15 protein-coding genes are annotated in these 23,935 nt (G+C 63.8%); 7 read left to right on the top strand and 8 right to left on the bottom strand.

Translation table 11 applies throughout. From position 1 onward, the window contains the following. Positions 1-9: 9 nt before the first annotated feature. Positions 10-774 (bottom strand): glycerophosphoryl diester phosphodiesterase membrane domain-containing protein, encoded by a 765-nt coding sequence (locus AC0L2R_RS00180; RefSeq protein WP_473507317.1) that lies wholly within the window; start codon positions 772-774, stop codon positions 10-12. A gap of 151 nt (positions 775-925) precedes the next feature. Between AC0L2R_RS00180 and AC0L2R_RS00175 the strand changes: the two genes are divergently transcribed. From AC0L2R_RS00175 to AC0L2R_RS00150, 6 genes are read left to right on the top strand one after another with little or no spacing between them, the layout of a single operon-like run. Beyond that, positions 926-1,552, top strand: coding sequence for a DUF4129 domain-containing protein (locus AC0L2R_RS00175; protein WP_473507316.1), 627 nt, complete (start codon positions 926-928; stop codon positions 1,550-1,552). Beyond that, positions 1,549-2,748, top strand: a complete 1,200-nt coding sequence (locus AC0L2R_RS00170; RefSeq protein ID WP_473507315.1) for a DUF4350 domain-containing protein — start codon at positions 1,549-1,551, stop codon at positions 2,746-2,748. Before AC0L2R_RS00175 ends, AC0L2R_RS00170 begins: the two co-directional genes overlap by 4 nt. After that, positions 2,735-3,691, top strand: coding sequence for an AAA family ATPase (locus AC0L2R_RS00165; RefSeq protein ID WP_473507314.1), 957 nt, complete (start codon positions 2,735-2,737; stop codon positions 3,689-3,691). The genes AC0L2R_RS00170 and AC0L2R_RS00165 overlap by 14 nt, the downstream gene beginning before the upstream one ends. Further along, positions 3,688-4,998, top strand: coding sequence for a DUF58 domain-containing protein (locus tag AC0L2R_RS00160; RefSeq protein WP_473507313.1), 1,311 nt, complete (start codon positions 3,688-3,690; stop codon positions 4,996-4,998). Before AC0L2R_RS00165 ends, AC0L2R_RS00160 begins: the two co-directional genes overlap by 4 nt. Then, entirely contained in the window at positions 4,995-6,026 is a 1,032-nt protein-coding gene (locus AC0L2R_RS00155; protein ID WP_473507312.1) for a stage II sporulation protein M, read from the top strand. The genes AC0L2R_RS00160 and AC0L2R_RS00155 overlap by 4 nt, the downstream gene beginning before the upstream one ends. Beyond that, a complete protein-coding gene (locus AC0L2R_RS00150; RefSeq protein WP_473507311.1) occupies positions 6,013-6,879 on the top strand; it encodes an RDD family protein in 867 nt (288 codons plus the stop codon). Before AC0L2R_RS00155 ends, AC0L2R_RS00150 begins: the two co-directional genes overlap by 14 nt. Before the next feature lie 15 nt (positions 6,880-6,894). Here the strand turns inward: AC0L2R_RS00150 and AC0L2R_RS00145 are convergent, their stop codons facing one another. Continuing rightward, the gene (locus AC0L2R_RS00145; RefSeq protein WP_473507310.1) at positions 6,895-7,581 is read right to left on the bottom strand and encodes a D-lyxose/D-mannose family sugar isomerase; all 687 of its coding nucleotides are present in this window, start codon (positions 7,579-7,581) and stop codon (positions 6,895-6,897) included. A 146-nt stretch (positions 7,582-7,727) separates the two neighbouring features. Here AC0L2R_RS00145 and AC0L2R_RS00140 point away from each other — a divergent pair, with 146 nt between their 5' ends. Continuing rightward, positions 7,728-8,786 (top strand): D-TA family PLP-dependent enzyme, encoded by a 1,059-nt coding sequence (locus tag AC0L2R_RS00140; RefSeq protein WP_473507309.1) that lies wholly within the window; start codon positions 7,728-7,730, stop codon positions 8,784-8,786. An 89-nt stretch (positions 8,787-8,875) separates the two neighbouring features. Here AC0L2R_RS00140 and AC0L2R_RS00135 read toward each other — a convergent pair whose 3' ends face one another. The 6 genes from AC0L2R_RS00135 to hutG form a co-directional block, all read right to left on the bottom strand. After that, entirely contained in the window at positions 8,876-9,640 is a 765-nt protein-coding gene (locus tag AC0L2R_RS00135; RefSeq protein ID WP_473507308.1) for a heme ABC transporter permease, read from the bottom strand. Between the two features lie 215 nt (positions 9,641-9,855). Further along, positions 9,856-11,628: a glucan ABC transporter ATP-binding protein/ permease gene (locus AC0L2R_RS00130; protein ID WP_128170259.1), complete on the bottom strand. Its 1,773-nt coding sequence runs from the start codon at positions 11,626-11,628 to the stop codon at positions 9,856-9,858. Positions 11,629-11,987: 359 nt separating this feature from the next. Further along, complete coding sequence (locus AC0L2R_RS00125; RefSeq protein WP_473507306.1) at positions 11,988-20,546, bottom strand: glycoside hydrolase family 94 protein; 8,559 nt, start codon at positions 20,544-20,546, stop codon at positions 11,988-11,990. 244 nt (positions 20,547-20,790) lie between these two features. Next, positions 20,791-21,381 (bottom strand): HutD/Ves family protein, encoded by a 591-nt coding sequence (locus tag AC0L2R_RS00120; RefSeq protein ID WP_473507304.1) that lies wholly within the window; start codon positions 21,379-21,381, stop codon positions 20,791-20,793. A gap of 8 nt (positions 21,382-21,389) precedes the next feature. After that, positions 21,390-23,060 carry a urocanate hydratase gene (gene hutU / locus AC0L2R_RS00115; protein ID WP_473507303.1) on the bottom strand — a complete coding sequence of 557 codons (1,671 nt, stop codon included), beginning with the start codon at positions 23,058-23,060 and terminating at the stop codon, positions 21,390-21,392. Between the two features lie 40 nt (positions 23,061-23,100). Further along, a complete protein-coding gene (gene hutG, locus AC0L2R_RS00110; RefSeq protein ID WP_473507302.1) occupies positions 23,101-23,919 on the bottom strand; it encodes an N-formylglutamate deformylase in 819 nt (272 codons plus the stop codon). Positions 23,920-23,935 lie beyond the last annotated feature (16 nt).

Here is a 23,935-nt window from a genome sequence, read left to right as displayed (position 1 = left end):
GCCTTGCCGCTATGAGAAGATCTCCGCCAGTTCGTCGACGCTGGTGCCTTCCTTGACCTGCCGCAACTCGACATAGCTGACCGCCGGCGCAACCGAGGTCACCACGGATACGACGGATGTCACCAGAGCATCCAGGATGAGAGCCGTTGTCACGCCAAAGACCATGACGACTTGGCTCAAGACAAGCTGGATGACGATCACTGCTATGATCAGGACAATCCAGAATCCGAACAGCGCCCAGCGGCTCCCTTTGGTCAGCTCGCGGCTGCGCTTCATGCTGCCGAACACCCCCCGCCGTTCCTGAACCAGAACCGGCACGGCGACCGACCAGCGGAGCCATAAGATGATGCCGGGGACGATGAGCAGCATGAAGCCCAATCCCGCGCCAAGAGAGACCAGTACTGCGATGCCTATCACCGGCAGCAGGAGGGAGATTGCCATCTTGAGGCTGTCGCCCATTGATGGCCGCTTGCCGTTCAGATCCTCGATGGCCGCGCGCACCAGCGTCGCCTGCAAGATCGCTGCCAACACCATGGAAGCCAGCACGACAAGGATTGTAACGATAACGCGTTGGGCCGAGAACTCCGGAGTGCCTGTCTCGGTGCCGCTTGCCCATTTCCAGAGCCAAAGCTGGTAGAGCAACGTCGGCAAGCCTGAAAACAACACCGCCAGCCCGAGGCAAAGCACGATATTGCGGCTGATGACAGCAAAGCTGTCGTTGAAAACCCTGCCGATGCGAAACTTGTCCGGTCGTTCCAGTGTCGTTGAAACCATGATGCGTCCCCTCGCTCAATCGCCGCATATCGGCTGGTGATCCCCGCATCAAATGTGCCAACATTGGAGATCGACGTCTAGCCCACTTGCAATTGCCGCTGTGCATTGCCAGTGTCGACTTGGAACCACAGGTTGCAGGGGACGGTTGGCAGTGGCACAGCCAGGCACAGCGGAAGCCGAATGGCTGGCAAAAGCGCATCAGCAGTTGATCTCGGATAAGTCGATCCAGTTCGGCCTGCCGGCCTATGTGCCGCCGCAGCCGCCTGACTGGCTGAAGCCGCTGCTGGACCTGTTGTCGTCGCTCGGTCCCTACATGATCTATCTGTTCTGGGGGGCGGTGATATCAGGTGCCGCGATCATCCTGCTCCTGGTCTTTCTCGAGATGAAAGGTCTCGCCTGGCGCCTGCCATGGCAGCGCGCGCGGCGCGACACCGAGGCGGAGGAAGCATGGCGTCCCGACGCCGGCGCCGCGCAGATCCTGCTGTCGGAAGCCGACTCGCTGGCCGCGCGAGGCGATTATGACGAAGCGGTTCATCTCCTGCTTCGGCGCAGCGTCGCCGATATTGCCGGCCGGCTGCCGGATTTTTTGCGCCCGTCGCTCACGGCGCGCGACATCGCCGCTGCTGCTTCGGTTCCCGCCAAGGCCCGCGCGGCGTTTACCGAGATCGCACGCATCGTCGAAGCCGCATTGTTCGCGCGCAGGCCGGTCGGCGCCGAAGGCTGGCGGCAAGCACGCGGCGCCTATGAGCGGTTCGTCTTCCGGGATGCCTGGATATGAGCGCTGCGACGATCGAACCAACCGCGCAGGAACCATTCAATCGAAGAACGCTGTTTTGGGGCATTTTCGCCAGCCTGCTTGCGGCAGCGGGTTTCTTCCTGCTGTCCACCTATGCGCCCGACTTCCGGCAACCCGGCAATGGCAGCGCCACGCCGCTGTCGAAAAGCGGCGTTGGCTATGCCGGCCTGACCGAATGGTTGCGGCTCACCGGCGAGCCGCCAGCCATGGCACGAACCGAGGACGATCTCGGCACCGACATGCTGCTGATCGTCACCATTTCACCCGAGAGCGATCCCGCCGCGCTCGACCGCATCCTCGAACTTCGGCAGGACCTGAATACCCTTTTCGTGCTGCCCAAATGGCAGACCCTGCCGCTGGAGGAGCACGAAGGATGGAAGATGAAATTCGGGCGATTGCCCGATGCCGTGGTGAACCAATGGCTCGGCCGGATCGCCGAGGGAAAGATCGGTGTTGGCAAAAGCACGGTCGAGCAACTCGACATCGAGGGCCGGGTCATTGATGCCCCTGATGAATTGCAATGGGTAGCGGATGACCACCCATTGATAGCGGCGGGCAACGGCAGCGCCGTCCTTACCAAACTCGACGACAAGCCGTTTTACATTCTGAGCGACCCCGACCTGATCAACAATGCGTCACTCAAGGACTCGGACAAGGCTGCGGCGGCGCTCGACCTGATCGCCTCGGTGCGCGCCGGCCCGGTCATGTTCGATCTCACGCTGCATGGCGCGGGGCGAAAATACGACCTTGCCAAGCTCCTGGTCGAACCGCCGTTCCTGGCGCTGACGCTGACGATCCTGGCCGCGGCGGCGCTGGCTTTCCTGCGCGGCCTCGGCCGTTTCGGCCCGCCGCGCGCCGAGCAGCGCGCCATTGCCTTCGGCAAGCGTGCGCTGGTGGATACGACGGCGATGCTGCTGCGACGCGCCGGGCGGCTCGAAGAACTTGGAGGCCGCTATGCGGCCTTGATGCGGGTGCGCGCCGGCGCACTACTGGGAGCGCCGCAGGGGCTGCATGGCGAAGCGCTCGACCGCTGGCTCGATTCTCGCGATAAGGACGAAGTCAGCGGATTCACCGCGCGGGCGCAAGCCGCCGGCGAGGCGAAAAACCTGACGCAAATGCACGAGGCAGCCGAGCGGCTGCACGATTGGACGGCAAGGAGGCTCGGTGAACGTCGATGATGTAAAGGCCCTGGCGACACGGATCAGGGAAGAAGTGGCCAAGGCGATCACCGGACAGCACGACACGGTCGACCTGATGCTGACCGCCCTGTTCGCTGGCGGGCATATCCTGCTGGAAGGCCCTCCGGGCACGGCCAAGACAATGACCGCGCGCTGCTTCGCGCAGGCTCTGGGTGTCGCCTACGGGCGCATCCAGTTCACGCCGGACCTGATGCCTGGCGATATCGTCGGATCGAACATCTACAATTTCCAAACTGGACAGTTCACGCTGACGCGCGGTCCGATCTTCTGCGAACTTTTGCTTGCCGACGAGATCAACCGCACGCCGCCCAAGACACAGGCAGCACTTCTGGAGGCGATGCAGGAGCATGCGGTCACCTTCGACGGCACCACGCATTCGCTGGGCCGCAACTTCATGGTGGTCGCGACCCAGAACCCGATCGAGCATCAGGGTGTCTATCCCCTGCCCGAAGCACAGCTCGACCGCTTCCTGTTCAAGCACCGGGTCAGCTATCCCGGTCCCGAGGAGGAACGGGCCATCATCATCCATCACGGCGGCGGCTCCGCCTCGCACGACATCGCGCAATACGGCATCAAGGCCCAGACGGATCGCAAGACGCTGGAGAAGGCACTCGAAACCGTCGGCTCCGTCACCCTCGTCGACGATGTCGTCGGCTACATCGCGGCGCTGGTGCGCGCCACACGCGACACCGCCGATTTGGAGGTTGGCGCCAGCCCACGCGCGGGCGCCATGCTGGCCAGGGCGGCGCGGGCGCGGGCAGCGCTCGACGGGCGCGCCTATGTGATCCCCGACGACGTCAAGGCACTGGCGGTGCCGGCGCTGCGCCATCGCGTTGTCCTGTCGCCGGCCGCGCAGATCGATGGCCGACTGGTCGAGCAGATCGTCTCCGACCTGGTCGACCAGACGGAAGCGCCGCGTTGATCTATCCCAGCGGCCGAGCGGTGTGGGCGGCTGCGGCGGGCGCGGTGCCGGCCTTCCTGGTCGCGCTGGCGCTGCCGTCATTGTGGTATCTCGGATTGCTGTGGATCTGCCTGCTGCTGGCCTTCCTGGCGGTGGACGCCGCGGCCGGACGCGGGCGGAAATCGCTGGCCGCCAGCCTCCACGCGCCGCCGCAGGTCGGCGTCGGCGGCCAGTTCACCGTCCATGTCGCCGCCCGTCTTTCAGGCCGGACGCCGACCCTGGAGGCGCGCGTCGGTCATGATGAGCGCCTGGCGCCGATCGGCGGAACCGGCGGTCCCCTGGCTGCCACGAAGGATGGCGGATCGCTCGACCTGCGGTTCCAGGCGCTGCGGCGCGGCATCGCCAGCTTCGATCGTCTGTGGCTGCGCTGGCGCGGGCCGTTCGGATTGGTCTGGAACCAGGTCGTCCTGCCGATGGAAAGCAAGGTGGCAGTGTTGCCCGACATCCGCAGCGCCCGCGACCAGGCGATCACGCTGCTGCAGCGCAACGCCCTGCCCGACGGGCATGCGCAGCGCCGGGCCGGCCAGGGCCGGGAATTCGAGGCGCTCAAGGATTATCAGCCCGGCATGGGCCGGCGGATGATCGACTGGAAGCGCAGCGCCCGCCACGGCAGGCTTCTGGCGCGCGAGTTCCGTATCGAGGAGAACAACAACATCGTGCTGGCCATCGACAGCGGACGCCTGATGTGCGAGCCGGTCGACGGCCTGCCAAAGGTGGACCGGGCGGTGGCTGCCGCCTTGCTGTCGGCGTTCATTGCGCTCAAGGGCGGCGACATGGTCAGCCTGTTCAGCTTCGATGCGCGGCCGCGCGTCGCCAGCGGCGCGGTGCGCGGCTCGGCCAGCTTCGCGATGATCCAGAAGCGGGCGGTTGAGATCGACTATTCCAACGAGGAAACCAATTTCACCCTGGCGCTGACCACGCTTGCGGCGCGGCTCGACCGGCGCTCGCTGGTGATCATCTTCACCGACTTCGTCGATCCGATCAGCGCGGAATTGATGCTGCGCACCGTCGGCCGGCTCACGGAGCGGCATCTGGTGCTGTTCATGATGATCAGGGATGTCGAATTGGAGAGTTTGGCCGACATGCCGCCTTCATCAGGCGAGGATGTCGCCCGCGCCGTCGTCGCCGGCGGGCTTTTGCGCGAAAGGCAGGTTGTCATCGGCCGGTTGCGGCTGCTCGGCGCGCATGTGATCGAAGCCGACCATCAAAGGCTGGGGCCGGCGCTGGTCGAGCGCTACCTGCAGTTCAAGCGCGAGGATTTGTTGTGACTGCGCCAGTACCCGGCGATGCTCGACGCGGCGATGCCGTACGCCAGTCGCTGGCCAGCTTCCGTCGGGAGCGCGAGGCCGACTGGAAGGCGTTCGAGGCGCTTCTCACCCGCGTCGAGAAACGCGCGCCGCGAACACTGTCGGAAGAAGAGCTGCTGTCGCTGCCGCTGCTCTACCGGTCGGCATTGTCTTCGCTTTCGGTGGCGAGAGCGACATCCCTCGACAGCGCACTGATCGCCTATCTCGAATCCCTGTCGCTGCGGGGATATTTTTATCTCTATGGGGCACGCCGCGGACTACCGCAGCGTGTTGGCGATTTCTTCCTGCACGACTGGCCCGGTGCCATCCGCGATTTGTGGCGCGAGACGCTGGTGTCGGTGGCGCTGATGTTTGTCGGCATCGGCGCCGGCGCCTGGCTGGTAGCGTCCGACAAGGGCTGGTTCGACGCGATCATCCCGTCGGGCCTGGCCGCCGGCCGTGGCCCCGACGCTTCGGCCGAGATGCTGCGCAGCATGCTTTATGGTGGCGACAATGGCTTTCTCTCAGGCTTTGCCGCTTATCTTTTCACCCACAACGTCCAGGTCGCAATCCTCGCCTTCGCGCTTGGGTTTGCTTTCGCCGTGCCGACGGTGCTGCTGATGCTGTTCAACGGCTGCATGCTGGGAGCGATGTTCCAGGTCTACTGGGCAAAGGGGCTTGGCATGGAACTTGGCGGCTGGCTGGCCATTCACGGCACCACCGAATTGTTCGCCATCGCACTGGCCGGCGCAGCCGGCATGCGGATAGGGACGCGCATCGCCTTTCCCGGCGAGTTGCCCCGCATGACGGCAGCCGCCCATGCCGGACGCATCGCAGCGACCGCGATGGTCGGCGTTTCGGTCATGCTGCTGTTTGCCGGACTGCTCGAGGGCATCGGCAGGCAGACGATCACCAGCGACGTCACCCGCTATGCCATTGGCACCGGCATGCTCGCACTGTGGATCGGCTACTTCTATCTGTTCCAGGTGGTGCGCAATGGCGACCGCTAGACGCGCCGCGCTGGCGACAATGCGCTCGCTGATCACGCCTGAAGGTGTCGACCTCCAGATAAAGCTGGCCGACGCCGGCACACGGGCTGCCGCTTTCCTGCTCGATGTCGTGTTTATCGCCACGGCTGCAATCGCCGTCACGATTGTTGCGCTGTTCGGGGTAACAGGTTTCGGCACTGATAAATTGCAGCCGCTTTTCATCGTCTGGATCATCGCGATCTTTTTTCTGCGAAACGTCTATTTCATCGCCTTCGAGGCGGGCCGGCGCGCGTCGACCCCCGGCAAGCGGATCATCGGCATCAGGGTGGCGTCACGCAACGGAGCCGGCCTGTCGGTCGATCAGGTCATCGCCCGCAATCTGATGCGCGAGATCGAGGTCTTTCTGCCGCTGTCGATTATCGCCGGACGCAGTGGGATGGGCGTCGCCGATACGCTGACGACAGTTTTTGGACTGGTATGGACCCTGCTGTTCGCCTTGTTCCCGCTTTTCAATCGCGACCGGTTGCGGATTGGCGACCTCCTGGCGGGAACCTGGGTCGTCGAGGCGCCTAAGCGCACGCTGATGGAGGATTTGTCGGCACGAAAAGATCCGGTCGCCAGGACTTTTCAGTTCAGCCACGCCCAGCTCGATGCCTATGGCATCGCCGAACTGCACAAGCTGGAGGAGGTGCTGCGCCGCGACGACTATTTCGCGCTGCGGGCGGTGGCTGAGACGATCGGACGCAAGATCGGCTCAACGCCGCAGGCGCATGATGCCCGCCCGTTCCTGACCGCGTATTACGGCGACCTGCGAGCCCATCTCGAGCGAAAGCTGCTGCTGGGCAAGCGAAAGGAAGACAAGCATCAGCGTTAGGAACGAAAGGCCGTCTTACCCCACCCACTTCTCGTAGTCCGACACCAGGAGGTGCAGCGGCGCGACGTCCTCGTCGACGTCGGCGAAGCGGCCGATCGGTTCGCGGAAGACATTGTCGGTGAGATCGTCGTTGACGGTCGAAACCTCGCCGATCAGCACATCCTTGCCCTCGGCCCAGAAGGCATGCCAGACCCCCGGCAGCAGCGTCACGCTCTCGCCCGGATCGAGCTTCAGGAGCCCGCCCGCCGGCAGCCGGTGGATAGTCCCGTCGACCGGCACCGATACTTCCGCCTTCGGGTCGATGCCGCCGTCGCGATCGTGCATGAACAGCTCCAGCACCAGCTTGCCGCCGCTGCGGTTGATGATGTCCTCGGCCTTGATGTTATGGCGATGCATCGGCGACAGCTGATCCTTGCGCGAGATCATGATCTTCTCGGCATAGAGCATGCCCATGCCCTTCTTCATGTCCTCGTAGCGACCGTTGCGAACGGTGAACAGGAAGAGGCCGAGCTCGTCGAACTTGCCCTGGCCGTAATCGGTGATGTCCCAGCCGAGCCGCGAGGAGAAGATGGCCGACGAATCCTGCCGGCGCGCCTTCATCTGTTCCGGGGTCCAATAGGCGAAGGGCGGCATGATGTAGCCGAACGAACGGATGAAGGCATCGGCGTCGCGGATGATGTCGTTGATAGCGGAGCGTTTCATGGTTGTGGTTCCTTCCCATCGGCTTGGGCGATCTCCAACCGAATAGCCGAACACCGATCCGGTGTCGACGTAAACCGCGTGCTGGCCTCATGACATCCGGGCCGATCAAGGCCATAAGTCCAGGCAAATCCCAGGGTGAAAAATCCATGCTGAGCATAGACGACCTCGATACACCGGCGATCCTGATCGATGTCGACCGCGCCGAAGCCAACATCGCGCGGGCGCAGGCCCACGCCGACCGCCACGGGCTGAAGCTCAGGCCGCACATCAAGACCCACAAACTGCCTTACTGGGCAAAGAAGCAGATCGCAGCCGGTGCGGTCGGCATCACCTGCCAGAAGATCGGTGAAGCCGAGGTGATGGCCGATGCCGGCCTCACCGACATTTTTCTGCCTTACAACATTGTTGGCCGCGCCAAGCTGGAGCGTCTCAAGGCGCTGCACGGCCGCGTGACACTGTCGGTGACATCAGACAGCATGGAGACGCTTGCGGGTCTCGGCGCCACCTTCACCGATCCAGGCCAGCCGCTACAGGTGCTGGTGGAGTGCGATACCGGTATGGGCCGCTGCGGCGTCCAGTCGGCCAGCGAGGCTGTCGCGCTGGCCAGGGAGATCGACAAGGCCAGGGGGCTCGCCTTCGGCGGGCTGATGACCTATCCGGCGGCAGGCCGCGCCGCCGAGGCCGAGACTTGGCTGGCCGATGCGCGCCAGGCGCTCGCCGCGTCCGGCCTTGCCTGCCAACGCATCTCCAGCGGCGGCACGCCGGATATGTGGCGCGCAGGCGAGGCTTCCGTCGTCACCGAGTACCGCCCCGGCACCTACATCTACCTCGACCGCTACCAGGTCGCCAAGGGCGTCGGAAGCCTCGACGATTGCGCGCTGACGGTGCTGTCGACGGTGGTCAGCCATCCGACGCCGACACGGGCCATCCTTGATGCCGGCAGCAAGGCCTTGTCCAGCGACACGCTGGGGCTGCCCGATTTCGGCGAATTGCTGGGTATTCCGGGCGCCACCGTCACCAGCCTCAGCGAGGAGCACGGCAACGTCACGCTTTCCGGCGGCGCCAGGCTGCGTATCGGCGAGCGCGTGCGCATCGTGCCCGACCATTGCTGCGTCGTCACCAATCTGTTCGACGAAGTTCACTTGATCGCCGGAGAACGGGTGCTGGAGACGCTGCCGGTGGCGGCGCGCGGCCGCATGGGGTGAGAAGCGGTCCGCGGAGCGGACGGAAAGCCAATTGCTTGGCTTTCGAGCTTTGACCCCCTGAGCCTGCGAGGGGGCAAAGCTGAAGGGAGTCAGGCTGATTGCCGTTCGGCCTGCCGTGCTGCGACGCGGCGCATGGCAATGACCCGGCGACGCAGGATTTCCGCGCGCATCGCCATCAGATGCAGCGCGAAGAACAGCACGGTAAAGCCCAGAGCCATCACCAGCAACGGCCGCAACAGGCTGGGATCGATGGTCGGCCCACCGAGCCGGATCACCGAAGCCGGCTGATGCAGCGTGTTCCACCAGTCGACGGAGAATTTGATGATCGGGATGTTGATGAATCCAACCAGGGTGATGACTGCAGCGGCCCAGGCGGCGCGGGCGGCATCGTCGAGGGCCCGCGTCAGCGCAATGATGCCGAGATACATCAGGAACAGCACGAACACCGAGGTCAGCCGCGCATCCCACACCCACCAGGTGCCCCACATCGGCTTGCCCCAGATCGAACCGGTGATCAGCGCGAGCGCTGTAAAGACGGCGCCGATGGGTGCCGCCGATTTGAGCGCGACGTCGGCCAGCGGATGGCGCCACACCAGCGTGCCCAACGCGGAAACCGCCATCAGCGTAAAACACATCATGGCCAGCCAGGCGAACGGCACATGGATGTACATGATACGTACGGTGATGCCTTGCTGGAAATCCTCCGGCGCCGTGAAGCTCATGTAGAGCCCGGCGGCCAGAAGGAGTGTGGCGATGGTTGCCAGCCACGGCACCACCTTGTCGGCCAACCCGACAAACCGCGTCGGGTTGGCGAAATCCATCCAGCCGCTGAGGCGCGAAGTCATGTCACTCATGCAGCTTTACATAAACCGGTGACAGGCTTGGGGCAACTACAGCACCGTGTCGCAGGCGCGGCCTTGCCTTCTCCCCTTGTGGGAGAAGGTGGATTGGCGCGCAGCGCCAAGACGGTTGACGGGTGCTGGCCGGAGCGAGGCCGGCGCTAAGCTGGACCACCCCTCATCCGTTGCCTTCGGCGACACCTTCTCCCACAAGGGGAGAAGGGAAGAACTCAGGCGGCCGCGTCCGTGATGGTCCGGCTGAGGCGGCGGACTTCCTCGTCGTTGAGCAGGCCGCCGGCGCGCAACAGGCTGGCGAAGCGGCCATTGCGCATCGACAATTCGGCGAAGCCACCCATTTCGACCACCTTGCCCTTGTCCATGAAGACGACCAGATCGGCATCGCGAACAGTGGTCAGGCGGTGCGCGATGATGAAGGTGGTGCGGCCGCGCCGCAATTCGTCGATCGCTTCCTTGACGCGGTCTTCCGTCTCGACGTCAAGCGCGCTGGTCGCTTCGTCGAGCACCAGGATGGGTGAATCCTTCAGCACGGCGCGCGCGATTGCGATACGCTGGCGCTCGCCGCCCGAAAGCTGTCCACCGCGTTCGCCGACGACCGTATCGTAGCCGTTGCTCTTCGACAGGATGAAATCCTGCGCGGCAGCGGCGTTGGCGGCGGCGTGGACCTCATCATAGGTCGCCTCGGCGCGCCCGACGCGGATATTGTCCTCGATCGAGCGGTTGAGCAGGCCCGCATCCTGGAACACGGTGGCGATCGAGTGGCGCAGCGACTTGCGGGTCACCGTGCGGGTATCGATGCCATCGATCAGGATACGGCCGCTGGACGGCGAAAAGACCCGCTGCAGGAGATTGATCAGCGTGGTCTTGCCTGCGCCGGTCGGGCCGACGATGGCCACGGTCTGGCCGGCATGGACCTCGAACGACACGTCGTTCACGCCCTGCCCCGAATTGGCGAATTCGAAGTTGACGTTTTCGAAACGCACATGACCAGTGACGTTGACCAGGTCACGCAACCCGTCCGGCTCGGCGGCCTCGGCCGCGGAGTCCTCAAGGCGATAAAATTCCTCGAGCTTGGCCCTGGCTTCCGAAATCTGGTTGGCGAAGGCCGACATCTGGTCGAGCCGGGCGATCAGCAGCGTGGCAAAGCCGGTAAACGCGATGACGTCACCGATACGCAATTGGCCATGCATGACCAGATAGGAGCCGATCAACAGCACGACCATCATCGAAATGGTTGACGACAGACGGTGCAGGGCGTTGGCCAACGCCCACCAGTCGAGCACCGGATACTGGGCATCAAGCAGATTCTTGACATAGCGCTTCAAGGCGTCGGTCTCGTGGCCGATGCGATTGTAGCTCTGCAGCACGGCGACATTGCTGACCGAGTCGCTCACATGCGCGAACACCTGGTGAAAATGCCGCTCCACGGACGCCTGGCCTTCCCTGGTGCGACGCATCACCAGCCGGCCGATTCCGACGTAGAGCGCGCCCAGCGCCAGCAGGACCATCGACATGCGAATATCCATGCTGAGCGCCGTCGGCACCAGCAGAACCAGTGCGACAACCGTGGACAAATGCTGCCTCATGAACTCGAGCCAGAGGCTGAACAAGGTCTCGACCGCGCGCAGCAGCGTATGCAGGGAATTGGAGGTGCCGCGCTGATGATGCCAGGCAAGAGGCATGGTGATCACGCGCTCGAATGACTGGCAAAGAACCTCGCTGCGCCGCGCATGGGCAAAACGGTCCGCGCCGCGCGCCACCAGAACGAAGGCGATGACGTTGAAGACGCCGATACCGGCCCATAGGCCGAGCGTCGAAAAGACCGAGCCGCTATCCGAAATGGCATCGATCACCCGTCCGAACATGATCGGCTCAAGGATGGCGATAATCGCAAGCGCGACATTCGCCCCACAGATAAACGCGACGCGTTTTCTGTCGGCAGCGAGATAACCGAGCGCTCTCCAGTAGATTTGCAGAAGGGACACTTCAGCTACTCCGGCAAATTGTTATTGTGCACTGCATCATTTTCTGACTCGTACTCGTTGACGTGTCGCGAAACAATGCCCTCGTACCCCTTCAGTTCCCAATTCGCGAACAAAAGATGGCGACGCTGCGAAATCTGTCGTGATCACCTAACGGTTTGAGAAGAAAGGTAAAATGTCAGCCTTGCGGCAAAATCGTGGCAGGCAGGAAGCACTGCCGAAATTTTAATCAGCAACTTGGCATGTACGATCCCAAAAGCCTGCATCGGCTTTTGGGATATCTCATGCGCAATAGAATTGCTCGAGCAACTTTAAATAACGCACATCCTCAAGATGTACAAAGACGCTCCAAATCCTTGAAGCTACGCCGGTATCCTGACGACCAGATCGGCCTTGTCGCCGGCTTTCGGTTCGAAAGACGAAGCCTTCGTCTTTTTACCATTTACCTCGAGCGAGACGGCTTTGGCCTTCTTGTCGCGGACAACCTGAACCCTGAGCTCGGCTCCCAGCACCTTGAGCGTTGCCGCATAGCCATCCCAATGGCTGGGCAGTTTCGGCCTGAACTGGATGCGCTCGCCCCTGCGCTCGATGCCGAGGATGCCTTCGACCGCCGCGCGATAAAGCCAGCCGGCCGAGCCGGTATACCAGGTCCAGCCGCCGCGGCCGCCCTTGCCTTGCCCGGCGTAGACGTCCGCCGCGACGACATAAGGCTCGACGCGGTAGTGCTCGGCAGCGGCTTCGTCGGGTGCATGGTTGACCGGGTTGAGCATCGAGAAGCAGCGGTAGGCGTCGTCGACGCGCCCCATTTCGGCGAGCGCAATGACGAACCATGTCGCCGCGTGGGTGTACTGGCCGCCGTTTTCACGGACACCCGGCGGGTAGCTCTTGATGTAGCCTGGGTTCTGTTCCGTCCTGGAGAAGGGCGGCGTGAAAAGCTTGACGATGTTGAGCTCGTCGTCGACGAGCATTTTCATCGCCTGCTGCATCGCCGTCGTCGATCGCGCCGGATCGCCCTCGCCCGACAGCACGCTCCACGACTGGGCAATCGAGTCGATCTTGCATTCCTGCGAGCTGCGCGACCCCAGCGGCGTGCCGTCGTCGAAGCTGCCGCGACGGTACCATTCACCGTCCCAGGCCGTGCTTTCCAGCGCCCGCTTCAGCACGCCCGCGTGTTTTGTCCAGGCTTGCGCGCGCTTGGCGTCGCCTTCCGCCTTGGCGACAGCTGCAAAGTCGCCCAGCGTCTTCAGCAGGAACCAACCCAGCCAGACGCTCTCGCCCTTGCCGTGCTCGCCGACACGGTTCATGCCGTCGTTCCAGTCACCGCCGAGGATCAGCGGCAGTCCGGCGGGGCTGCTGCGCTTGATGGCAAGGTCAAGTGCGCGCGCACAATGATCATAGAGTGAAGCGGTCTTCTTCGATATCTCCGGCGTGAAAAAGGCGTCGTGCTCACCTTCTTCCAGCGACGGCCCTTCGATGAAGGGCAATTGTTCCCTGAGGATCGCGGTATCGCCGGTCACCAGCAAGTAGTGTGCCGTGGCGTGGGCGAGCCAGACCACGTCGTCGGAAATCATGGTGCGGACGCCTGCCTCGGTTCGCGGCAGCCACCAATGCTGCACGTCGCCTTCGGGGAATTGCCGCCGCGCCGCGTTGAGGATCTGGTCGCGCGCCAGTTTCGGATCATGGAGAAGCAGGGCCAGCGTGTCCTGCAACTGGTCGCGGAAGCCAAAGGCGCCGCTCGCCTGGTAAAACGCCGAGCGCGCGCGGATGCGGCAGGCAAGGCTCTGATAGGGCAGCCAGTGGTTGACCATCGCGTTGAGCGCCCTGTCCGGCGTCTCGACCTGGATGGTGTCGAGAAACCCTCGCCAGGTGCGTTCATTGTCAGTCAGCCGCTGATCGAAATCCTTGCTGCAGTGATGCTGTACCAGCGCATTGGCTTCCTCGGCAGAGGCTGCATCGCCGAGCAGCCAGAGCAGCGTCACGTCGCCGCCGGCAGGGATGTCGACGTCGCGTGCAATTGCCGCACAAGGATCGTCGCCCGCCTCGACGCGGCCCGACAGGCTTGCGCCGCTGAGCACGGCTTGCGGGAGTTCGCTGGTGCCGTGGCGGCCAATGAACTCGCCGCGGTCGGCCGTCACCGAGTGTGCCGCGCCGTCGGCGGCCAGGAAGGCGACCCGCTCGCTGAAATCGAGCCCGTAGGGATTTTGCGCCAGCAACGCGCCCGTCGCGGCATCCCTGGACGGCACGATGGTCGCCGCCGTGCGCGAACGATGGCTGCCAAGAACCCATTCCGCATAGGCATAGACGCGCAGGCGCGCCGGCGCCGAACCGGAATTCTGGATGCGCAACCTGGAGATTTTCACCGGATCAACGGAATCCACCACATGGGTAAGGTCCATCGACAGCGGCCCGCGCTTCGAACGGAAGGTCGAAAACCCCTGCCCGTGCCATGTTTCGTAGGTCATGGCGGGATCGCGGACGACGGCGGCCAGCGGCGAGAACGCCCGGCCGCTGGCATGATCGTAGATATAGATGCCCTCGCCTGGCCGGTTGGTGACCGGGTCGTTCGCCCACGGCGTCAGTTGATAGTCGCGGCTGTTTCGGCTCCAGCTGAAGGCAGCGCCTTCAGCCGAAACGTGGAAACCGAACGAGGCGTTGGAGACGACGTTGATCCAGGGCTGCGGCGTCGTGCGGCGGCCAGCAAGGCGCACGACATAGTGGCGTCCGTCGCCCTCGAAACCGCCAAAACCGTTCCACTGGTTGAGCCCGCTGCCGTCGGCACTGCCGTCGAACGAGGCTTGGGCCCACGTCTGTGGCGCCGGCGGAGACGGTTCACGAAGCGCTGCTGCACCCGCCGGCTGCAAGGCGTCCCGCGCTTGCAGCGCAGCGGCCTCGGCGCGCTCGATCTGATCGAAGATGGTGCCGTTGCGCGTGTGCAGAACGACGCGAGCAGTGGCCAGCAGCGTCTTGTAGGTCGCCTCGTCCATGAGGTCGCGGCGCACCGCGAAGATGTGCTGGCGGGGTCCTAGCTCCTTGCCGCGCAGGCGGCTGTTTTCGCACAGCGTCTCGACCGCCCGTTGCAGGTCCTGCACGTAGGACGAAGCCTGCTCGTTGATGACGACAAAGTCGATCATCATGCCTCGGGCGCGCATGTATTCCTGGAAGCGGAGCGCCTGGGCAACGATTTCGAGATCGGCGACATCGCCGATCCTGACCAGGAAAATCGGAAAGTCGCCGGATATGCTGGTCGGCCATAGGCCCGATTGCCTACCGAGCCCGGAAGCGATCGATTCGGCCGGAAGCCGCAGGAACGGATCCGGATAGATCAGGTAGCGCGCCAGATTCTGCACATTGGCGGCATCGGCAAGGCTGAGACCGAGATGCCGGGTCTGCACCTGTGAGCGGGTCCAGGCGAGCATCGCCTGGCGCGCGAAGGCTTCCGGATGATCAAGCCGCGCAATGGCTTCTTCGAGTTCGGCACGGTTGGCGCCGACGGCAGTCCAGAAGGTCAGCGCTATCTTCTTGTTGGCCGGCACGCGCACCTGTCGGCGAAGTGCCGCGACCGGATCCAGCGTGAAGCCGGAATGGCCGCCAAGCTTGGCGCCGGGATCGAAGGCGGCGGCCTCGGTAATGGTGCGGCCGCGGCCTATGAAGGCGCGCCGGTCGGTTTCGGCCTCGGCGTCGCGCGTCGACCCAGACGGGTCGGTGACGAAATGCACCATGGCGACATCAGGCTCGTCCGTTTCCCGCTTACGTCTGGTGGCGAAGATCGCTGCGTTATTCGCAGCGATTTCGGTTTCCACGAACATTTTCGAGAACGCCGGATGCGCGTTGTCGGATGCTTCGGAGCCCAGCACCAGTTCAGTGAACGAGGTCACTTCGATATGCCGGTCGACCGGGCCGTCATTGTAGAGCGTCACCCGCCGGCCTTCGCCATTTCCTTCCGAAATGACGATGCATTCGACCTCCGAACGCAGTGATCCCACTGACTTGACGAAGCTCGCCTTGTCGTCGGAGAACAGCGTCCGCACCTCTTCGTGGGTGGCACGCTTCGGCTCGGCGGTGGCCGACCACCAGTCGCCGGTGCCGGAGTCGCGCAGGAAGATGTAGGAGCCAAGCCGATCCTCGGTCGGGTCCGGCTGCCAGCGCGTGACGGCAAGCTCGCCCCAGCGACTATAGCCGGAGCCGGTCGCGGTAACCATGACCGAGTAGCGGCCATTGGACATGACGCTGGTCGAACGCAGCGCCTTGAGCGGGTTGAGCACGATGCGCGTATCGGGGCTTTCGGCTTCCGTTTCGTCCTTCGACCGTTCGTCGGCCTCGGTCCTGACGGTGGCGGTCGGGATGTCGCGCGGCGCTCTTTCCTGCAGCAGCAACTCGGCCGACTCGATCACCGGATCGCTGTGGAAGCGGTCGCGCAGGCGTCCTTCGAAGATGGCGTCGGCGACGGCGGCGATCGACATGCCGGAATGGTGGGCCATGTAGTTCAGCACGACGACATGGTCGGTGCCCTCCGGCACGCGTTGCGGCGTGAAATCGACCGCATCGTAGAAGCCGTGCCGGCCAAGGGCGCCGAGCCGCCTCAGCCTGGCCAGGTTCTGCACCGATTCACGCGGGGTGAACTGCGCCGCCAGCACGGTCGCATAGGGGGCAATCACCGTGTTCTGGCCAAGACCTCGCTTCAGGCCCAGCCCAGGCACGCCGAAATTGGTGTACTGGTAGGTCAGTTCGCGATCGCGGGCGTTGTAGGCCGCTTCCGAAATGCCCCAGGGCACGTTCTTCGAGCGGCCGTACTGGATCTGGCGCTTGATGATGAGCTTGCTGGTCTGGTTGAGGATGCTGCCTTGCGGCTCCTTCATCACCAGCGGCGGCATCAAATACTCGAACATCGAGCCGGACCAGGACATCAGCGCGCCCTTGAACCCGATCTCGACGATCGGCCGGCCGAGGTGGAACCAGTGCTCCGTCGGCAGATCGCCCTTGGCTATGGCGAACAGGCTGGTCAGCCGCGCCTCGGAAGCCAGCAGGTCGTAGCAGCTTTCGTCGAGCTGATGCTCCTCGACCCGGTAGCCGATCGACAGAAGCTTGCGTTCCTTGCGCATGAGGAAGGAGAAATCCATCTCGAAGGCAAAGCGACGCGTACGCTCGCGCAACGACAGAAGCTTGGCCCGCAGCGCCTCGACGGCAGTGTCGTCGCTATGCGCGTCGTGGACATGCGCTTCGCAGGTGGCTTCCAGTCTCGCCGCCCAGTCGGCGATGGTGTCGCTCTGCGTCGATGCGGCCTCAGTATGGATGGCGATGGCGAGCTTGCGGATCTCGCCGGCCAGAACGGCCAGGTTGATGGTGCGGATCGACGCCATCTCGGGCTGTGCCTTGATCGATTCGACCGCGCGTCGCATGCCATCGAGGCGATCGGCAAGTCGCTGGCGCAACGGCCGCAACTGGCGGCGGTCGTCAGGCAACTCGGCCAGGCTTTCGTCGAGGATCGTCACCGTATCGAGGATACCCTCGAAGTCGCCCTGAAGGTGGACTGCAGGCGCTTCCGCCCATTCGGCACAGGCTGCCGCCACCGCCACCAGATGGCCGGCGAGATTGCCGCTATCGACGGCGGAAATGTACAGCGGATAGAGCGGCTTCAGCGTCGTCGTGTCATACCAGTTGAAGAGATGGCCGCGCTCACGCGGCATGCTCTCGATCGTCGACATTGTCGCGTCGATGCGGGTGGCGGCGTCGGACAGGCTGATCCAGCCGAAATCGCGCGCCGAAACCACTGACAGGAGATAGACGCCGATATTGGTCGGCGAGGTGCGGGGGGCCACGACAGGCGCCGGACTTTCCTGGAAATTGTCGGGCGGCAGATTGTGATGCTCGGCCGTCACGAAGGTCTCGAAATAATGCCATGTGCGCCGCGCAATCGTGCGCAGCACATGGATGTCCGCCGCCGATATGCGCAAACGGTCCTCGGTTTCGGCCGAGCGGCTGATAAAGAAGGCGAAGGCCGGCGAGCCGATCCAGAACAGCGCGAAGAAGAAGGCGACGAAAGCTCCGGTGGAATCGGCCACAACAGGGATGGCGAGGCCGACGACGCCGACGATCACAACACCGTACATCATGCCGTAATAGGAGCCGAGATCGTTGTCGCCGATCTTGTGAGCCTGCGAGGCAGTGCGCCATTCGAGCAGGTTCTTCCGGCTGACGAACAGGCGGTAGAGCGTGCGAATGATGGCATCGACCATCATCCAGGCCAGATGCGCCATCAGCACGATCTTCAGAGCCACCAGGGCGGTGCCGAAGACGACGTCGCGCGCCAGCGCCGAGAAATGACCGCGCGGCGTCTGGTCGCCGCTTTTCGGCAGAATGGCGTGGACGATGTCGAACGTCGGCGCCATGAAAAGTGTGAGGATCAGCAGCGCCTGCCATTGCGCGGCCTGGGTGAAGGGCAGCAGCGTCCAGCCGGCGATCGCGGCCATCACCCAGAAGATCGGCGTCAGCGACCGGCGCAGATTGTCGACCATCTTCCAGCGCGACAGCGCCGGCACGTCGGAACGCGGATTGAGAATGAAGCCCAGAAGCTGCCAGTCGCCCCGCGCCCAGCGATGGTGGCGCGACGCGTCGACCGAATAGCGGGTCGGATAGTCCTCGACCAGTTCGACGTCGGTGACCAGTGCCGCGCGCGCCAACGCGCCTTCGAGCAGATCGTGGCTGAGGACGGTGTTTTCTTCGATGCGGCCCTTCAGCGCCGCCTCGAAGGAGTCGACGTGATAGAGCCCCTTGCCGGTGAAGGAGCCGTCGCCGAAGACGTCCTGGTAGATGTCCGACACGGCAAATACGTAGGGATCGAGGCCGCGATTGGCAGAAAAGACCCGCTGGAAGAAGGATGCGTCGTCGCCGCTGGTCAGCGACGCGGTGATGCGCGGCTGCAGGATGGTATAGCCGGCGGTGACGACGCGCTTTGCCGCATCGTAATGCGGGCGGTTGAGCGGATGGCAAAGCTTTCCAGCCAAACTGGCGACGGCATCGCGGGTGGTGCGCGTATCGGCATCCAGCGTCATCACATGGATGACGTTTTCGGGCAACGGCACGTCCAGCGGCAGAAAGGTGGTGTCGCTGTCGCCACGCAGCAGAAGATTCAGTTCGTGGAGCTTGCCGCGCTTGCGTTCCCAGCCCATCCAGGCGCCCTGGGTTTCATTGTAGAGCCGCCGGCGGTGCAGGACGTAGAAACGCGGCGCGCCTTCGCTGGGATAGCGGGCGTTCAGCCGCGCGATTTCGTCGCGAGCATATTGGAGGATCTCGATATCCGCCGCATCGATTTCGGTTTTGCTGTCCGGCCAGTCCGAAAGCAGAGCGAAATGGATTTCGTCCGCCGTGTTGGCCAGGTGGTGCACTTCGATGTTGCGGATGTTCTCCTCGACGTCGTCGCGCGAGCCGATCAGCGACGGCACCACCACCAGCGTGCGCGCCTCGGGCGGCATGCCGCGTTTATAGTCGTAGCCGACGAGGCGCGTCGGCTTCAGGAACAACGATACGACGGTGTTGAAGAAGGCAAGCGCGCCTTCGCTGGCCGGCACGGCAAACAGCGCCAGCATCAGGACGATCGACGGTATGGACAGGCCGAGACTGGCAAGGGCGTTGCCGGAGAGGACAAGAAGCAGGACCGTCAGCGCGAACACCGGCACGACAATGCCCAGCCATCCGGTCTTGCGGAACGCCCGTTTGATCGTGACGCTGACCGTCGGCCGATAGCCGATCGCCTTTTCCAGTTCCAGCCGGCGCGGGCCGACCAGAAAGAACCCGACGTCGGCGTGAGCGGTCGGACCGGTGACGGTGGTATCGGCGACAGCGGCATGGCCGGCGAGTTCGATCGCCTTTTCAGCAACGCGGAATTCGGAACGATCGGAGCGGCGCGCCATTTCCTCGATCGCGGTCCGGTACTGGTCGCGCGAGAAGAAATCGAGCGCGGCAAAATCGGTGCGCTCGCGCAGCAAGGTGTCGATGCGGCTGACATCTTCGAACCAAACCGTCCAGTCGATATCGTTGATGAGCCTGAGGCCGCGGATGATGTTGCCGGTGGTTACGTTGCCGCTGGACAACGTGCGATGCTCGCTGATGATGATTTCCTCGGCATCGGAGCCGGACCTTTCAAGCTCGCCCTCCAGCCATTCCAGCGCCCTGCCGGCATTTTGCGACCCGTCGCGCAGGCGGTAGAGCAATTGAGTGGCAAAGGTGGTGTCTTGTGCATGGGCGACGTAGTTCGACAGGATCGCCTGACGGTCGGCGGTTTCATCGAGTGCCAGCACGCGGTCTGCGACCTCGTTGGCAATCTGGCGCATCTGCCGGGTACGATTGACCCGAACCGCGATCCGGCGAAGATTTTCGATCAGAACGAAGCGCAGCAGCGATGGCAGCGCCCAGAGCTCGCCGATCTTCAGCGGCTCGACGGCCTGAAAGCCTTCGACGATCGCCTTGAACATGGTCGCCGAGACCGAACTGTCCGAATGGGCGACATAGGTCCAGGCCAGCGCAAGGGCGCGCGGCACGCTGGCGCCGTCGGACAGTTTCAGGGTCGGCAACTGACGATAGAAGCGGCGTGGCAGGTCACGCTTGACCTGGAAGATGGTTTCCTCGACCAGATAATTGTTGTCGAGCAGCCATTGCGCCGCCGGCGTGATCGTCTCGCCTCTCGCCTGCGCGGCATTGGTCGAACGGTAGACTTCGAGGATCTTGCTGGCGCTGTCGCGGACGCGTGGCTGGAAATCGAACGGCTCCAGGCCGAACAGATCCTTGACGTCACCCTTGGCGAGGCTTGCACCCAGCGTGCGCAGGCGCTCTTCCGGCAGGAAATTGGAGCGTATCGGCTCTTCCGTGATGGCCGGAAAGCTCGCGCTCGTCTTTTCCAATTGGGTGGGGTCTGTCTGGATATTCATTGAAAATTCCGCATGAGGGACGCGTTAGCGGCGTCACCGCCACGGCAATGTCCCTAGAACCGATTGAAATGGACTTGGTTGCATCGAAACAAGGGCCGAAAGTTTATTTTCCCACCAGACCTGCAGACGAACCACCTCCCTCCCGCCGGGAGTTGATCGACGGAAGGATTCAGGCTTTTTCGTGATCTGGACTTGAGCTTACGGCATATTTCGCCGGTGTTGTGATCATGTTTCGAAACAGGCGTTAATCGTTTGCCGCAACGCGATCGATGCGGATCACGAACAGCGTCGCTGGTCGCGCAGGCTCGACGCGCTGTGACAGAGCGTCGTCCGGCCCGAGCAACAGCGCGTCGCGCGGTCCGATGCGGACAAGCGCCGCGCCGGCCACAGAAATCTCGCCGTCAACACACAGGACGAGGGTCGCATCAGCGGCCGACTGGATGTCCGTCGGGACTGAAATCACCAGGCGTTCGACGGCATGGGTCATCCGTCCACGCCGCGTCATGACGTTGAGATCGGTGATCGGACCGGCGATCAGCGCCGCTTGCGTCGGCACATCGGCCGCAAAGGAAAGCGGGGCGGATGTTTTGGTCAGCGTAGTCGTCGGGCCGCCGGCGATATCGAGGACAATCCCCTCACCTTCCAGCACGGCCAAGCTTCGGTCCACTCCGGCAAACTCGGAGAATGGCCCGCCGCTTTCGACGCGCGCCATGGAGACGCGCGAGTCGAAATCGTCGAGCGCAGCACCTGCGGGCGAGACGGCGATTTCAGTCGTCACCCCGCCGCCGTTCTTCCACGGCATGGACCGGTATTCGGCTGCCCGCAGGATGCGCAAGGCGCGGTTCAGCCGAGGATGCCTGGCAGGTTGAGCTGGTGCTCCCTGGCGCAGTCGATGGCGAGATCATAGCCGGCATCGGCGTGGCGCATGACGCCGGTTGCGGGGTCATTCCATAGCACCCGCTCCAGGCGTTTGGCCGCTTCGCGTGTGCCGTCGGCAACGATGACCATGCCGGCATGTTGCGAAAACCCCATGCCGACGCCACCGCCATGATGCAGCGATACCCAGGTTGCGCCGGAGGCGGTGTTGAGCAGCGCATTGAGCAGCGGCCAGTCGGACACGGCATCGGAACCGTCCTTCATCGATTCCGTCTCGCGGTTCGGCGAGGCGACCGAGCCTGAATCGAGATGATCGCGGCCAATGACCACCGGCGCCTTGAGCTCGCCATTCGCCACCATCTCGTTGAAGGCGAGGCCGAGCCGGTGGCGGTCGCCGAGACCGACCCAGCAGATGCGCGCCGGCAGACCCTGGAAGGCGATGCGCTCACGCGCCATGTCGAGCCAGTTGTGCAGGTGGGTGTTGCCGGGCGTCAGCTCGCGCACCTTGGCGTCGGTCTTGTAGATGTCCTCGGCATCGCCGGAGAGGGCTGCCCAGCGAAACGGACCGATGCCGCGACAAAACAGCGGCCGGATATAGGCCGGCACGAACCCCGGAAAGGCAAAGGCGTTGTCGAACCCTTCCTCCTTCGCCACCTGGCGGATGTTATTGCCATAGTCGAGCGTCGGCACGCCGGCATTCCAGAACGCCACCATCGCCTCGACATGTTCGCGCATCGACGCGCGCGCCGCCTTTTCGACCGCCTTCGGGTCGCTGGTGCGCTTCTCGCGCCATTCGGCGAGCGACCAGCCCTTGGGGAGATAGCCGTTGAGCGGATCATGCGCCGACGTCTGGTCGGTGACCAGGTCGGGGCGCACGCCACGCCGCACCAGTTCCGGCACGATGTCTGCGGTGTTGCCGACCAGGCCGACCGATTTCGCCTCGCCGGCCCTGGTCCAGCGCTCGATCTTTTCCAGCGCCTCGTCGAGCGTGTCGGCGCGTTCGTCGACATAGCGAGTGCGCAGCCGGAAATCGATGCGGTCGGGATCGCATTCGACCGCCAGGCAGCAGGCGCCGGCCATGACCGCGGCCAGCGGCTGGGCGCCGCCCATGCCGCCGAGGCCGCCGGTCAATATCCATTTGCCCCTGAGGTTGCCGTCGTAATGCTGGCGGCCGGCCTCGACGAAGGTCTCGTAGGTGCCCTGCACGATGCCTTGGGTGCCGATGTAAATCCACGAGCCGGCCGTCATCTGGCCGTACATCATCAGGCCCTTCTTATCGAGCTCGTTGAATTTCTCCCATGTCGCCCAGTGCGGCACGAGGTTGGAATTGGCGATCAGCACGCGCGGCGCATCGGTGTGGGTACGAAACACGCCGACCGGCTTGCCCGACTGCACCAGCAGCGTCTCGTCGTCTCCAAGCGTCTTCAGAGAGGCGACGATGCGATCAAAGTCGTTCCAGGTGCGCGCCGCGCGGCCGATGCCGCCATAGACGACCAGTTCGTTGGGGTTTTCGGCGACGTCGGGATCGAGATTGTTCATCAGCATGCGCAACGGCGCTTCAGTCAGCCATGTGCGGGCATTGAGCTCGGTGCCGCGCGGGCTGCGGACTTCGCGGATGTTGTGGCGAGGATCGGTCATGGCGTCACTTTTCCTTTCGAATGAGCTGCGCGGCGATGCGTCAGCGCCCGGCCCAGGCAATCGCGCTTTCCAGGATCCGCTTCAGCGTGGCGCGGATCGGCGCGGCGAATGCCGGGTCGTAAGGCACCGGCCAATTGTCGGGCGTACCTTTGCCCTCGGGCTCGCGCATATAGCCGCGGTTGGACAGTTCCATCTGCAGCGCATGAACGCCGTTTTGCGGCTGGCCGAAATGGCGCGTGATCCAGCCGCCTTTGAAGCGGCCGTTGACGACAAAACTCTCGCCGGTCTCGGCGAGGATCTGGCCGACCATTGCCTGCAAGCCCGGATCGGCGCTTTTGCCGTCATTGGTGCCGAGGTTGAATACCGGCAGAGTGCCTTCGAACAGCCGCGGCAGCATCGAGCGGATCGAATGGCAGTCATAGAGGACGATCTTCCGGTGCACGGCGCGCAGCCTGTCGATCTCGGCCTGCATGGCGGCATGGTAAGGCACAAAGTACTTTTCGCGGCGCTCGTCGACCTCCGAGGCATCAGGCTCTTCCCAGACACGATAGAGCGGATCGCCGTCGAAGGTCTCGGTCGGGCACAGGCCGGTGGTTGCCTGGCCGGGATAGAGCGAGACGCCGGAGGGATCGCGATTGACGTCGATGACGGTGCGCGAGATCGCGGTATGCACCACCGTCGCGCCGAGGTCTTCGGCAAACTCATACAGCTTGTCGATCCACCAGTCGGCGTCGCGGCGGCCGAGCCAAGGCGACACCAGCCGGTTCTCAAGGCCGGCGAGATCGATGCCGGTGTGCGGGATCGAGACCAGCAGGGGGGCGGTGCCGCGCTTTACAGTGAGCCAGGAGGGCGCGTTCATGAATGGTCTCCCTGCG

The organism is Mesorhizobium sp. WSM4820, from assembly GCF_055811075.1.
This window is presented reverse-complemented; position numbering and strand designations above follow the sequence as displayed.